A 15,203-nucleotide genomic window follows, 5' to 3' on the forward strand; every position below is an offset into this window, starting at 1 on the left:
ACTCTAATCGATATACCGCATACTGCCCATGTCGAGTGTATGGTGTCAACATATCGAATTGATAAATAACGGGATTCCTAAACCGTAAATGCAAAAGCCTAATGCTCAGATAAGAGGATTAGGCTTTTAAAGATGTTGAGGCAAAGTTTCTAAACTCGTCAAATTAGTTGTATTTTGCATAGGACATCCTTTTATAACCATGATCAGAATTATATAATACACTGAAGTACGAAAGCGCTGACAGCATAGACTAAAGCCCTATGCTCTATCGTGTGTTTAGCAGTATCAGATCGCAGATTTTTTCTTTGTAAAATAGAAGGAGACCCTCCCGGCTGGATATTGTCCAACTGGAAGGGTCCGCATTGTTCTGTTTACGCTTTTACTTAGCCAAATATTCGACGAACCTTACAAAGATAGTGGCTACTTCGGCGCGGGTGGCTGTGGCTTTGGGGTCAAAGAGGTTGCCCGGCTTACCTGATACAATGCCGATGCCCTGCAGCGCCTGAACGGCCTCCAACGCCCATGAGCTGATCTCACTCTCGTCCGAGAAGGACTTAGATTGGCTATCAGGTATCTCATAGCCCTTGAACTTCATGTAGTTGTACAGTATCACTAGCATCTGCTCGCGCGTCATCGGTGAATTAGGGGCAAAAAGGTCTGCGTTTATACCGTTGACTATGCCGCTTTCGGCCGCCCACTCGACTGCCGCCGTGTACCACTGCCCGCCCGTCACGTCGTTAAAGCGAGAACTCGTGTAGCCAGAGCGGTTTACGTTCTCAAGATTGGCCAGTACCTGCACGAACATCGCTCGCGTCATTGCGGTGCCTGGTGAGAACGTCGTGGACGTCGTGCCGTTGAAAAGACCGTATGTGTAGGCGAAGTTTACGTAACTGTAGAACCAGTCGTCCATGTTGACATCCCTGAAAGGATTGCCCGACATCACGAGGAAGCCCAACGGGGTGTCGTCATCGAACACAAGCTCCGTAACCTCATGGATGTTCAGCGATATGCTGCTGTCACCAGGTAGTGTCACTTTGGCGCTCTTGTCTGCCGGAATGATCATCTTACCATTTGAGTCTATAGTTGTGCCTTCAGGCACCTTAATCTTCGTCCCGCCCTTGGTCACAATCTCGCCGCCGCCAGGCAGTGTAGTATTGCCTTTTGTGTCTATAATCGCTGGTTTATCCTTCGGTGTGTTTACTGTGTAGGTCGGCTTCGGTGATCCAGCGTCTGTCTCGTTGCCCGTATTGCCCGTATTGCCGGTGTTGTCCGTATTGCCGGTGTTGCCGCCAGAAGGAGTGGGCACGACGGTTTTTCTCTGTGCGAACATCCAATCGAAAACGTTCTCGTAGTCATCGTTCCAAGCCGGCAATTGAGAGGACTGCGCTGTAGGTTTAAGGCTCCACTCCTTGCCGGAACCTATATTAGACAAAGTATTCGTGTAGCCTGAAATATTGTTCCATAGAACCGAAGCTTCCATCTCGTGGCCGGAGGGAATCCAATTGGTTCCATTAATAGGTGCTTCCGCCTTTGTCCATTGGTCGTAGGGCCAAACGAATATTTCATTTCTGTCGATGAACGTGTGCCTAGCGTTTTCCATTATGGGCATTACTTCAGCTATAAAAGTTTCCGTCCCTGTCTTCATAGATGGAGAATCAGTTGTGTTAACGAATGACCAGTATGCAAAGTTTTTAAGAGTTTTGGCTTGTTCCGCATTGATTGAAGGTCGAATAGACATAGGCGCTGCGGCTGCGAGCAGGTCGGGATATGTCGTCAAGAAATTATTTGTATAAGCTGCTCCCATAGAGAAGCCTGCCATGTAAATACGGTTGGGGTCAACAAGTCCCTTGCTTACCAAATCATCGATATAAGCCTTTAAGGTAGCGGCCGTTGCTTGAACGTTGTTTTGAGCTCGCAAAGCGATTATATGGCTAGCATATTTGGAGTCCGTTTCCATTTTTTTCATAAGTGCGGTGACTCCGTTGGCAGACCTGATGGGTGCGAAGGTATCCCCGTCCTGTGTACCGCCGCGGGTAGAACCGTGAGCGTAGATGTAAAGGGGAAGCCCTTTTACCGGGACGCCGTTGCCGTCCTTATGAATATAGAGTCCGTACTGCATCGCTTCCGCGTTGTCAATTTTGGGGCCAACTTCAAATTTGTCGATGATTTCATTGACGACACCTGACTGTGCGAAAGACGATTTAACAATGGCAGCCTTGCCATCAAGCGTGATATTGCCATTGGATACAATGCTGTAATTCTGGATGGTGGAATTGGATGCCTCCAAAGTGGACTGTCCGCCGGTTAATTTCCAGAATTCCAATTCTATCACGATGTAGCGGCCTTTAGTAAGTCCAGCTTGGTAATCAGGGGAATTCTGTTTCACACCCTTATACCCTCTGGGTCTAGGTTCGTCATTGGCGTATACTCTACTGACGGTGCGTGTGCCTTGATATGCCAGATTGCCGTTCAGCATGGTATTCCTCGCCGATACGGTAAACAGGTTTGAGCTAAGGTCGGAACCCACAGCTTCATTTCCCGCCCCCAGATCGATGATAACGGCTGTGGTGAATTCACCGGTCGCAAAGTTATCGTTGTATACGATAAAGTTAAGTAACGTCGCTGTCGGATCGGGTTTGAATGTAACATGGATTACTTTGTCATCGGTGTTTACGTTCTCCAAGGTATAGGTATTGTTTGCAATCTCTACTGATTCACCGTTAACAGTTACGGTATCCACGACATAACCGCCGTTGGGGGTGAATGTAAAGACCTGGTTGCCACCGTCAGCTACCCGAATTAAGCCGGACGGCGAGATTGTGCCGTTTAATCCTGACGTGGCGATAACCGGGTGCCTGGAAGTCGTGGGGCCCCCAAACAGCAGCAGGCTGTTGGTGAAACTTGCAGAACTGCTATAACCCGCGTCGGGAGTGCCTAAACTGGATACAACCTCATAACGGTCGTTCCCAGCGCCAGTTGAGTTATTGATGTACACATCAAAAGTAATCGGGGAATTGTTCGTGAATTCAACAGTTCTTCTTGGTATCTTCACTTCCGCGATATACCCGGTGTCAGTTAGTTGAACCCAACCGTCGCGGCCCGCTGCGTTTTGACCCGAGAAAATGCCGCTTGCGCCAATACGCCACTGGTTTGAGCCTCTGCTTCCGTCACCGACATAAAATTCCACGCTGTCGGTCATGTGCTCAGTGCCAGGCGAGTGACCGGTGGACACTTCCGGGTCGGTAACCACAACGCGTACATAAAGGAAGTCTTCGTCCCAAATTACCTTGGCTTTGCCGGTGGCTTTTGGGCCTATTTCCTGGTTGGGTGCGCTACTATTGTTTATGTCAAGCTCCACCGCCCGGTTCCACAGCGTGTCGTTGGTGCCCAACACAGGCGAGCCGTATCCGGCAACAGGTTGGTTGTTCGTTTTGGTCTGCGCGAACATCCAAGCAAAGACGTCTGTGTAGTCATTGTTCCAAGCCGGCAAGTTAGAGGACTGTGCAATCGGAGCTATGCTCCAAGTCTCTTCAGTAAACGGATTCTCCATAGTAATCTGGTTGTAAAGAACCGCTGCTTCTACTTCGTGTGCTATATAGTCTTGTAGAGGGGGGTTGTTGTCTGGATTCGGTCTCTGACTTGGCTGATCAAATTGATTGTAAGGCCACGTAAGAGCCTCATTGCTCTCAAAGTTTGAAGCCCTCGCGTTGATCATTTTAGGCATATTGGTGTTTATGAAGTTAGTGAGGTTAGTTTGGTATACTCCAACGTTATGAGTATTTATAAACATCCAGTAGGCCAGGTCAGTGTGAGCGTCGTTTGTGCTCGCGTCAGGTGAGCCGTTTACCGGGGCCATAGGTGCTGCTGCTGCAAAGAAGCCGGGGTAGTCGTTAACTAAGCTGTTCGTATACCGACCGCCCCATGAGAAGCCCGCCGCATAAATACGGTTAGGGTCTACTGCACCGCTAGCAACAAGGTCGTCTATAACCTTCTTAACATTTGCTGTGGAGGGAGTAGACGTGCCATTATAGGAAATATTCAGTATATGGCTGGCGTATTTATCGGGATTTTCTTCCATTTTCTTCATCAGAGCAACTGAGCCGTTAGCGGATTTCATGGATGCTTTTTGGTCTGTCTCAGCATTTGTTCCACCGCGACTCATACCGTGGGTATAGACATATAGCGGCATTCCCTGCAACACTTCACCGTTTTCAGCCTTGTGAAGATAGAGCGCCCGATTGACCGAATCGCCCGTGGGTGTTGTAAACTTGTCAAGGATCGGATTCACAACATTATCCTGTCTAAAGACGGTGTGGCTAAGCGAAGTGCCTTCAGTTAGTACGATTTCGCCATTTTGAACAATGTTGTAATTTTGCTTTGTCGAGTTCGAGCTGCCATCCAGCGTTGTATTACCGCCGACTTCTGTATAAAACTCAAACTCAACTACGATGTAACGGCCGCTTTCCAGTCCGTCCTGATAATCCGGAGAATTACTTACTTTCCCAAGATAGCCGCGCACTTTCGGTTCGTCATTGGCGTATACTCTTGAGATCTTGCGCGTTCCTTCATAGGTAACTGAGGAACCATCCAGGGTAGTGTTCTTGGCCGATACGGTAAACAAGTCTGGATGAAGCTCGGAGCCTTTCGCTTCCTTCCCTTCGCCCAAGTCAACGATGACAGCCGTCGTGTACTCGCCACTAGCAAAGTTATCATTCCATACGATAAAAGGAAGCTGATCAGCGGCTGGATCATCTTTAAATGTCACGTGAATTGTATGGTCAGCGTCAATTTCTAAAAAGGTATAAGTGCCATCGGATAGAGTTACGGGCTCTCCGTCTACCGTTACTGTATCCACAATTTTGCCGTAATCAGGGAGAATCGTAAATGTTTTGTCTGAGCCAGGAGCAACTCTCAGAACATTGCCGGGTGCTGTAGGCGTTATTTTGCCACCCGTATCAGTCGAGATGGTGATGGAGTGTCTATCGTCCACTTCATCGACTTTAATGAGCTCCAAGCTGTCTGCAAATGCAGCATGGCCACCATAACCTTTGTCCGGCTCTCCGAAAGCGGAAACGACTTCATAGCGATCCGCACCATTTTCCGTCGAGTTATTGATATAAACCTCGAAGGTAAACTTGCCTGGCTGTAAGGTAAGATTTCTTTTTGGGATTCTCATTTCCACGATGTATCCAGTGTCCGTAATCTCAGTCCACGCAGCTCTGTCAGTATGGGACTGCCCTGAAAACACGCCCGTAGAACTGACACGCCATTGGTTTGAACCGTTGGATCCAGTACCGACATAAAACTCTAAGCTGTCGTACGTATGATCCCCGCCGCGTCCCTGATATAAATTGCTATCTTCTACAATCACGCGAGCATACAGGTAGTCGTAGTCCCAAAGGATCCTGGCCGTGCCCGTGGCATGGGGTCTGGGGTCGTCAGGTACAGTGCTTTTGTTGATGTGATGCTCCATTGTCAGGGCCCACAGTGGGTCGTCTGACCCGAGTTGGGGAGTTCCGAAAATGGCGGTCGGAGTTTCATTCTCCAGCAAGCTTGTAAGAGTTGTAGAACTGAGGTCATCAAGTGCTTCTGCGTTCTCGATGTTGTAAGTGGCGGCGGCAAAGCTGGCAGGTATTAGCGACGCCACCATTACCAAGCAACAGAGGAACGCGAGCATTCTGCTAAATCGTTTTGACATATACTGAAAACCCTCCTTATTTTCGATCCGGTGGGCCCACGGCTTACCCGCATCGTATTGGGACTTGACACGCAAACGATTAATGTTTGCGCTTTCATTATATGAGGTAGCGTCTTTTATTAAACTTTACATGTTTTTACATCAGTTGTCCTTTGTTGACTTATCTAAGGTACACGTAAGTGTTGGAGTAGTGTTTTGCAACAGTGGATAGCATGTTGAATGTGCTTACTCGACACATATAGCAATACTTCCATTAAAGAATCGAATATCGATGACGTGGATTTCAGCGGCATGCTGCGTCAGAAAGGGAAGTATGCTGTGCGCATAGGAGTCTTTCACAATCGCGAGAATGAACATGATAGAGAACATGATAAATAATGTAGCTTCACAACTGGATACATATACCCCCAGAGCTCCACATAAAAATAGATATTACAGGCTGGTCCAATATAATTTTGAACAACGTGAAAAGACATGGGAGCAGAAATACCAGCAAAAATAAAATGAGAAACGGAGGGATATTTGATAGTCAATTCATTATAAAACCGCACAATAAACATCAACCAAAACAACACATCGGTAAAGTTGTATAAAATTCCGAAACTTAAAAATTGAGCGACTCTAAAACGAGATTTTAGAGGTTGCCTTAAGAAAAGGAGCAAAACTAAGATGAAAGTTGACAAATTCTTAATCAACGTTTCACGCCTCCTCGCAGTCGTCATGCTGTTCTCTGTATTCGCTTACACCCCCTTCCCGGCAGCCGCGGCCGAAAGCGCACTGACACTAATCTGGAATGGCGAAGCCGACAAAGATGTAGCTGTGAAAGTCGAAGGTGAAGCGAACGTAACTCGCGTCAACGCTTCCGGAACCAAGATTACATCTAACGCCAACAGCAATGCTTTCCCCGGCATCTATTTCATTTTTGATGCAAAACAGAAGGACAAAGGCTTTTTGAAAGTCGCTGCCGAAGTATTTAAGAAATATGCGAGCTTCACAGTAACCACAAAAGAAGGAAATACCTACACGGATTACTTGATTGCTCCTGTATTTGGTCAGGAAAAAACCAGCGACGATTGCTATGTGTTTTTCCTTGATAACGTAGCGTCCGCCAGAAATATAAACATGGTTTTCATCGATGATGCCATTCTGATTCCTCTTGAGAACGTCCCTTATCCCGAAATTATGATTGAACTGAACGACCTCATAGCACAAGCCGAAGCTTTAAGAGCCGGCAACGAGGAATTTCCGCTCCAAATTAGCTATACAGACGACGGATCCGATGTGAATAAAGCTTTCCCCTGGGTGTACGATAACGAACTAGAAGGGCTTGATAACGCGCTTGAGTTCGCGAGCAATGCACTCATTCCTTGGGCTAGCGAAGCCATAGCCAGCCTTGAAGAGGCAATAGTGAATTTCAAAGAAAAGATCAAAGCGGACGGTTCAGATCCCTATTTCCGTCTTGATCCAGGTCCTGGTAGGTTACCTATAGAAATTACCGCGCCCACTAATGACTGGACTTCAAGAACACCGCTTGATAACCGTGTTCCTGCCAATTTTGCTGGTGGTACATACGCAATGATTCCGTATCCTTTTGCAGATTCCGAAGGCAAAGCTGATGTGCTACAGATCAATTACGCCCATAACGGAACAAGCATATTCGGCGGAATAAGCATTCAATCTCCGTTGTCCCAGGCTGTAAATGTTCCCGCAGGCTCAACTATTGAATTTGACGTGTACTATCCTAAGAGCGCGCAGGGCAAATTCATGAGGTGGAGAGTCAGAAATGCCAACTCTGACCTCGATAGCTACCTCAGGGATTATCAGTACAACAACCTTAACCCCGACTGGGTTGGCAGCTACAACGGTGAAACCTGGTTGATGGCTCACCACAGCATTAACGCCTCAACAGGTATGTCTTCGAACTTCATTCTTGAGCTTCATGGCGAGACTAGCCGTCCTGCGGAAACTGGCATGCTTCTTGTCGCCAACATTAAAATAACTACTCCCGATCCGAACGGCATAGCGCTTCCTAACGTAGTCAACAGGGAAAACCAGAGTGTCGTAGCGCCTTTAAAGAGTGTTTACAACAGGGAAAATGACCTGTTCATGGTCGGATCGATCGGAACCGGATCAGTAACCGGAACTAGAGCCCGGCACTATGAAATCTTTGTCGATGGCAACAATCTCAAGGCCGAAAGCACGCATCCACGCGGCCCGAACTGGCTGAGAAGCGTTACTGGTGCGACCTTGAGCGGCGCATCCACCGCCCCTGGCATAGGTGAATACAGTTTCCCGACCAACTCTTATCAAGCAATCAGGGATTCCGGAACTCCCGGACAGTATAAGTCACACGCCCATGTTTTGGCATGGTATAACCAGGCCCCTGCATGGATGAGACAGATTGTTCCTGCGAACCTACCTTCCGGGTATAATGGCACAACCAATTTCTACGGATTGGGCAACGGCGTAACAACCCAGGTTCCGGTAGACAAAGAAATGGCCAGAAGAGTGCAGTTTAACCACACAATGTATGTGATGCGGCACTTCCTGACCACAGATACGAAGTATGGCTCAAGCGTATCCCGCGGAGTAATCCCATTCAATTCATGGGACGTACTCAATGAAGAGATCCATGAAAGCCGCCACAGCGAACTTATACCTACGGATGTGAACAACTGGAGAACGAGCCTTAAACACACCAATTGGCTTGTTGCAATGTCGGATGAACTAATTGGCGGGGACATCACCGAGCATTATATTTATTTGCTTTTCAAATACGCACACATCGCGGCCCCCAACGCTCAGATGGCGGCAGCTTACAAGGCTAACTACGCCGACCTTCCCGAGTACATGAAGCTCGATGGACACGACGATGAAGGCAGCATTGACGCCTATATCGTTGACAATCCTCCGAGACTGACCTACAACGATTACGGCATTGCTTCCCGAAGCAAAGCGAGGACTGTATACAACATGGTTCGCGAACTGAATACCGCATGGCTCTCTGATCCGCTGTATGACGGAAGACCGCTTATCGAAGACATCGGTATCCAGGGACACGACTCTATTGGAAAGACCCTAGCAAGCGATAACCAATATGCCATGGCCCTCTATGCTTCTCTCGTTGACCAAGGCCTTCTTTCTGGTATTTCCTACTCAGAATTTGACCTTAAGATACCGACCAACGCTCCTGGCGGCGGCGCGACCGCTCCGGCAGTGCTCAATGTCAGACAGTCTGACGCCCTTGGTTATCAGTACGCGTTGATGTACAAAATGTTCACCAAGTTCGCCCCTTATATCGATCATATCATCAGCTGGGGTGTATCAGGTTCAGGATGGCAGGGAAGCTATGTACTGTTTGACAGTCAGAACAATGCCAATGCCGGTTACTACGGCGCCATGAATCCGGACAGATTCATTCTAGGACATTCATACCTAGATGATTACTTTGAAGGCGAATATGAGAAACTCCAGGACGGCTATGAAATTGACCTTGGAGATCTTGGAATTTATAAACGCTAATTATTAGCAGATACGATAGATTTATATGATAAGTACTCAACAGAATTGGAGCCAAGACCGTTTGTTCATCTGCTTCGATTCTTTAGGATCTATATTAACGGATTCGATAAGGCAGATGAGTTGAAGGATAAGCTCATGCAAACAAAGTCCACAGATGAGGTTCGAAACGTGCTCCAGGACTTTTATAAAATGGTTTAGATAAGTAAACGATGTGTACGTGGAGTCAGTACCTGATTGGTGCACAAGGGAGCATAAAGGTGTAATAGAGTAAAAAAGAAGCAGGGTAACTCCTGCTTCTTTTTTATGATAAAAAGTACAAAAAAGTGATGAATTAAATGTCTATATTTCAGTATTCGTGTCGAAGAATATTTATTGACAAGGTCAAATTATAGTTATAGGGTATAAATTACAGTTTATATATTGGGAGGAGATTCAATTGTCAGTAGAAATTAACGACGACTTCTTAGTTCCTGATATCAGCTACTTGATTTATAGAAAGTGTACACCAACGTGGGAAATTGCAGAAAATGAAATCACATTTTGTGACATTACTTATGTCATAGAAGGGAAAGGAATCTATGTCATTAATGGAGTAGAATACGAGGTGAAACGCGGAGATCTACTTTGCATTCCACGAGGTAGCCTTCGTAAAGCACACTGCATCGTTGACGATCTTATGATCGTATACTCTACTAACTTCACACTCTATGGGATGGATGGAGAACTAAACGGACTTCCACTTCCATTGCTTACGCACATTGGAGTTAAAAGCGATCTTATCGGGCTTTTTCATGAGCTATCCAATGCCTGGGTTCGTAAGGAAGCGGGGTATCGCATAAAAACTAGAGGATTGCTGCTTGTCATTATTCATAGATTATATGAGCTGATTCTCTTGAAAAAAGACCCCACAAGTATAGATTACCGTGTGAAGAGGGCGATCAGCTATATTTCTGAAAACTACGCAAGCAATATTTCTGTAAAAGAGCTTGCCAATCTGGTAGGCCTTAATACCGTATACTTTGGGGCGCTATTTAAGAATGAAACGGGATTGCTGGTTAATCAATACTTGGCGCAAACGAGAATTAACCATGCAGAGGATATGCTGCAAAATGGCGAATGTAACGTAACTGAAGCAGCAGAGCGCTGCGGGTATAAAGACCTGTCGCACTTCCGAAAGCAATTTAAAATGATTAAAGGATATTCACCATCACAATGTCTTAGAAAACAACCAGACTAGCGAAAAGCACTCTTATTCACAAAAAATTATCTTTAATTAGCCTTCCTTAACTATATTCAGACTATTGTCGAAATGTATCTTCAATGCTAAATTGTTATTAACGAACAAAAGTGTTTTGGCTATCTTGATCGTTGCCAACACGATGAACTCAATATGAAAAAAATGTTAAATTACACCCTTTATTTTTTGTAGTTTGTGTAAACGCTTTATTTTACTAATAAGACACTTCATGGATCATGAAAACAATCAAACCAACTAGAGCGACTAAGCTGTTCAGTTGAAGAAATTTAGGTAACTGATAGTGAAAAAAGGGGTTCGGTCGAAAGTTTGATTGATTAGTAATCGTTGCTATGACAACGTTTACAAAAAGGGCGATAACATCATCTGGTCAGTCAGTGCTCTTGCAAGTGCAATGTACGCCTCTTGGAGAATGGCGTGGAATCCTGAGCCTACTGTTTCAGAACGTGACTCCGTGACAGGGAAAACAAACCTCGATCACGACGTTCCAAAACAGATGAACACAGACGCCAAACGATGGAGGAGGTGCTTCTTAAAACAAGCAGTACAAGAGGGATTGACGTGAGCTATACAGCACCTCTTAATTTATGGAAAAAGCAAGAAAAATTAATATGTAAGGCGGGTATCATATATGTCAACTACAAAGATGAGTAAATCGCTAGTCTATATGAAACGTTACTGGATCCTGTATGCGATGCTTGCACTCCCGATGGCCTTCTTTATCATTTTCCGATATATTCCGATGGGCTACATTCAAATAGCATTCAAAAACTATAGCATTATACAAAGCCCTTGGCAGATGGAATGGGCAGCAAATCATGGATTTGAATATTTTATAAAGGCATTTTCCAATCGCGACTTTCTTTATGCACTTAGAAACACACTTCTTCTTAATTTTCTAGACTTACTGATTGGATTTCCAGCGCCTATTATGTTAGCAATCATCTTAAATGAACTAGCTTTCAAGCGTTTTAAGAAGTTCACGCAAACTGTAGTTTATATGCCACACTTTTTATCATGGGTAATTATTTCAGGTATGGCACTTCAGCTTTTTGCTCCGACTACAGGGCTTGTCAACATCTTGTTAAATAATATGGGCTTTGAGTCCATACCGTTTCTGAATGATCCCAAGTATTGGGTTGCTACCTACATCTTTTTGGGCATCTGGCAAAGCTGTGGTTGGAATACCATCATCTATCTAGCAGCCATTGCAGGGATTAACCCAGAGCTTTATGAGGCTTCAGCGGTGGATGGAGCAAGTCGTTTACGTAAGATTTGGCATATTACGCTGCCAGGACTTCGTCCAACCATCATTGTGTTGCTAATTCTAAGCCTAGGTCAAATTCTAGGTAGTGAATTTGATAGACCTTACGCACTAAGTAATAAGCTTGTCTCAGAAGTCTCTAACGTTATTTCCATATTCGTATACAACAATGGTATTCGTGGATTGCAATTCTCTCTATCCACTGCCGTAGGTTTATTTCAATCAGTCGTGTGCGTCATATTTCTGTTTGCAGCAAACGCTCTTGCAAAAAAATCTGGCGATCGCGGCATTTGGTAGGAGGCTGAAAACATGATTAAATCAAGAAGCCATAAAATCGGAGACTGGGTTATCGCAGCATTTTGTTTATTGTGTGTCTTGGCCTGTCTACTGCCAGTATTGAACATATTGGCTCGTTCCTTAAGTTCAGCAGATGCTTTAGTGAAAGGTGAAGTATTACTTTGGCCTGTAGGATTGAACTTCGATGCATACATGACTGTGCTTGGAGATTCTAAATACACATGGTCGTTACTATGGACAGCAATTCTAACGGTAATCGTCACACTATGGTCTATGTTTATGACGGTTATGTGTGCATACCCGCTGATCTATGACAACCTGAAAGGCAAAAAAATTATTTTAGCAATTATTCTCTTTACGATGTACTTTAGTGCGGGTACAATCCCAACCTATTTGCTTTTGAAAGAGCTGCACTTGCTTAATAATCCGTTGGTACTGATCATACCAAATAGTATTAGTGTATTTTATGTCATCATCATGCGAAGCTTCTTATTCGGGATTCCTGATAGTCTTAGAGAATCAGCTGAGCTCGATGGAGCAGGGCCGCTTAGAGTACTCGTTAGTGTCTATCTTCCACTTTCAATGCCTGTGCTTGCAACGTTGGCACTGTTCTATGCGGTAGGTAGATGGAACGGCTTCTCGGATGCATTGATGTTTATGTCTGATAGAACGTACTTTCCTATTCAATTGCTGCTATATAACATACTTAATAGTATTACGAGCGTTGAGGTGGCTACACAGGAAGGCTTCTCAAGTCCAGGTCTATCTGAAACGATTAAATCTGCAACCGTTATGTTTGCGACGGTACCGATTTTGCTCGTATACCCTTGGCTGCAGAGATACTTTATTTCCGGTGTTACCATCGGAGCGGTGAAAGGTTAGTTCTTTTAACACCTGATAGAAATTGGCTATGTCAATTTTTATAAATGAATTCAAAAAAGTGAATGAAAAAGAGGGGGAACAAACATGGGATTTCGTAAATCGATGTCCATTCTGACAGTTATTATTGCTTTTGCGCTAGTAATTGCGGGATGCACGAGCGACAAACCAGCACCATCATCTTCACCTGCTCCAGCAGATAGTACAACACCTGCTGCATCTAATAACTCAGAAGGCAGCGGCGATGCTAGATTAGAAGCGCTAGGTCTAGATTCTGACCTGAAATTTAAGGAAACTCGTAAAATTACAGTAGAGATTTATGACCGTGGTAATGACGGGGGAACGCCTCCAGAGGATAACTTCTATACACAATATATTAAAGATGGGATGCTTCGTGACCATAATGTAGAAGTTACTTTTGTTCCTGTTCCACGTTGGACAGAGACTGAGGTCATTAACAACTATCTGGCAGCGAATCAAGCACCTGATGTCAGTCTCACTTACTCTTATCCAACAATCCAAACCTATGCGAACATGGGTGGTGTTCTTGACTTAGCTCCTCTTCTGGAAGAATACAAAGATCTATTACCAGATATGTGGGAGTATTTAACGGATACTAACATCTATTGGGATCAGGATCCTAACACGGGAACCTTGTGGGCGTTGGAAGCTAAACTAAATATACTAAACCGTATTAATACGTTTGTACGTGAGGATTGGCTAAAGCAACTTAATATTCCAGCACCAACAACACTACAAGAATTTGAAGATATGCTAGTAGCATTTAAGGACAACGCTTCTACACTTTTAGGAGCAGATGCTGATAAGATGATACCTTTTTCAACGAGCTTTGATGTAGGCTGGCGTGCAGATCATTTGACTGGATCATTCGTGCCTAATGATATAACAGATAAAGACGTCTTCATTAATGGCTTTGATGATCGTCGTTTCCTTTTCCCTAATTACAAAGAAGGTATTAGAGTATTGAACAAGTGGTATAACGAAGGTCTTATTTGGAAAGACTTCCCACTTTATCCTGCTGGAGATACAACAGAGGATAATCTTATGAAATTGGGTTATGTGGGAGCGTTCATGCACAACTGGGATTATCCATATCGTAATGGTGAAGACAGCATTCACGCGAGCCTTCAGCGACTTGTTGGCCCAGATGCAGCTTATGTTGCTATTGAATCATTCCCGAACGATGCTGGTGTTTATAAGAAATTCTTATCAGGTCCTGTTGACCGTAAAATATTCTTCCCGGCAACGAACAAAGAACCACTTGCTTCTCTACTTTATGTGAATTGGATTTCCAAGCTTGAAAATCGCGTATTCCTACAGTTTGGAGAGGAAGGCGTTACTCACGAGAAGTTAGAGGACGGTTCCTTGAAGACAATTGCAGCAACTGGCGAAAAAATTATGAACTCTCCAGCAAACATTGACTACACGATTACAAGTAATGGTCTTGACCTTGGCGATCCTGAATTGACAGTTAAATCAATTGCTAACGGTTATGCTGGTGTTGACTCTAGATTGATTGAAGTAGCACACAAGATTACAACGAATCAAGGACGTATCGGACAGAACGTCAATGTGGGTGAAATCAAGGCAGAAGATGGTCAAGGTCAAGCACTGAAAGAAAAACGTGATACGATCTTGAACAAAGCTGTTGTAGCACCTGTTGACAAATTTGACGAAGTATATGATTCTGGCATGGATGATTACCTGAAATCAGGCGGTCAAGCGATCATTGATGAGCGTAAAACTGCTTGGGAAGCAATATTTGGCGATAAAACAATGCTGGATTAATGCAAAGATAGTTCTATGAGGCTGGAACAGTACACTTGCTTCATATAAACGCAATGGGATGAAATCTATTCAGATTTCATCCCATTTTAATTTCACTGGTTTTGAGTTTGATATTCGTCTAATGTGTATCGAATGAGCTCCTCTAAAACGTTGGTATCAATATCAGCTAATTTATTTACATAAATACAAGTCGGACAAATAAAGACTAATTTTTGCCTTTCTTGGTGAAAAACCTACTAAAGGCGCATCCCCTTCATGTCCTGAAGCATATTTGTAATGATAGCTGCCGAACCCGATAATACTGGGTCCCCACATTTTTGCTTCATAACCAGTTACCCTTTCAAAGATTTCTAATAACTGATAGGCATCGGCTTTCTTCTTTTCATTCTCCACGCGTTCAATAAACTCAATTACACTATTATCCGTTTCCTTCATCTTCGGCTCGTACATTCATGCATACCCCTTTCCGTTGGCTGAAT

The 15,203-nt window shown here is 44.5% G+C and carries 6 protein-coding genes and 1 pseudogene; 5 read left to right on the top strand and 2 right to left on the bottom strand.

Annotated elements, in window-relative coordinates:
* Positions 1-379: 379 nt before the first annotated feature.
* Complete coding sequence (locus NSQ99_RS07400; protein WP_340835964.1) at positions 380-5,698, bottom strand: S-layer homology domain-containing protein; 5,319 nt, start codon at positions 5,696-5,698, stop codon at positions 380-382.
* 669 nt (positions 5,699-6,367) lie between these two features.
* Here NSQ99_RS07400 and NSQ99_RS07405 point away from each other — a divergent pair.
* The 5 genes from NSQ99_RS07405 to NSQ99_RS07430 all read left to right on the top strand — a co-directional run bounded on the left by NSQ99_RS07405 (position 6,368) and on the right by NSQ99_RS07430 (position 14,724).
* Positions 6,368-9,220 (top strand): endo-1,4-beta-xylanase, encoded by a 2,853-nt coding sequence (locus NSQ99_RS07405; RefSeq protein ID WP_340835966.1) that lies wholly within the window; start codon positions 6,368-6,370, stop codon positions 9,218-9,220.
* A gap of 436 nt (positions 9,221-9,656) precedes the next feature.
* Entirely contained in the window at positions 9,657-10,457 is an 801-nt protein-coding gene (locus tag NSQ99_RS07415) for an AraC family transcriptional regulator (protein WP_340835967.1), read from the top strand.
* A 664-nt stretch (positions 10,458-11,121) separates the two neighbouring features.
* Positions 11,122-12,036 carry an ABC transporter permease gene (locus NSQ99_RS07420; RefSeq protein ID WP_340835969.1) on the top strand — a complete coding sequence of 305 codons (915 nt, stop codon included), beginning with the start codon at positions 11,122-11,124 and terminating at the stop codon, positions 12,034-12,036.
* A gap of 12 nt (positions 12,037-12,048) precedes the next feature.
* Positions 12,049-12,918: a carbohydrate ABC transporter permease gene (locus NSQ99_RS07425; protein ID WP_340835971.1), complete on the top strand. Its 870-nt coding sequence runs from the start codon at positions 12,049-12,051 to the stop codon at positions 12,916-12,918.
* 84 nt (positions 12,919-13,002) lie between these two features.
* On the top strand, positions 13,003-14,724 hold the full coding sequence (locus NSQ99_RS07430; protein WP_340835973.1) for a hypothetical protein: 1,722 nt from the start codon (positions 13,003-13,005) through the stop codon (positions 14,722-14,724).
* A 92-nt stretch (positions 14,725-14,816) separates the two neighbouring features.
* On the opposite strand, the pseudogene NSQ99_RS07435 reads toward NSQ99_RS07430, so the two are convergent.
* Positions 14,817-15,174 (bottom strand): annotated as a pseudogene (locus NSQ99_RS07435) (DUF1801 domain-containing protein).
* Positions 15,175-15,203 lie beyond the last annotated feature (29 nt).

The organism is Paenibacillus sp. FSL W7-1287 (assembly GCF_038004245.1).
Taxonomy (GTDB): Bacteria; Bacillota; Bacilli; order Paenibacillales; family Paenibacillaceae; genus Pristimantibacillus; species Pristimantibacillus camelliae.

What these genes read in the sequence shown, in the direction of transcription:
- NSQ99_RS07400 (WP_340835964.1), bottom strand. Translation starts at nt 5,698, where the DNA reads ATGTCAAAACGATTTAGCAGAATGCTCGCGTTCCTCTGTTGCTTGGTA.
- NSQ99_RS07405 (WP_340835966.1), top strand. Translation starts at nt 6,368, where the DNA reads ATGAAAGTTGACAAATTCTTAATCAACGTTTCACGCCTCCTCGCAGTC.
- NSQ99_RS07420 (WP_340835969.1), top strand. Translation starts at nt 11,122, where the DNA reads ATGAGTAAATCGCTAGTCTATATGAAACGTTACTGGATCCTGTATGCG.
- NSQ99_RS07425 (WP_340835971.1), top strand. Translation starts at nt 12,049, where the DNA reads ATGATTAAATCAAGAAGCCATAAAATCGGAGACTGGGTTATCGCAGCA.
- NSQ99_RS07430 (WP_340835973.1), top strand. Translation starts at nt 13,003, where the DNA reads ATGGGATTTCGTAAATCGATGTCCATTCTGACAGTTATTATTGCTTTT.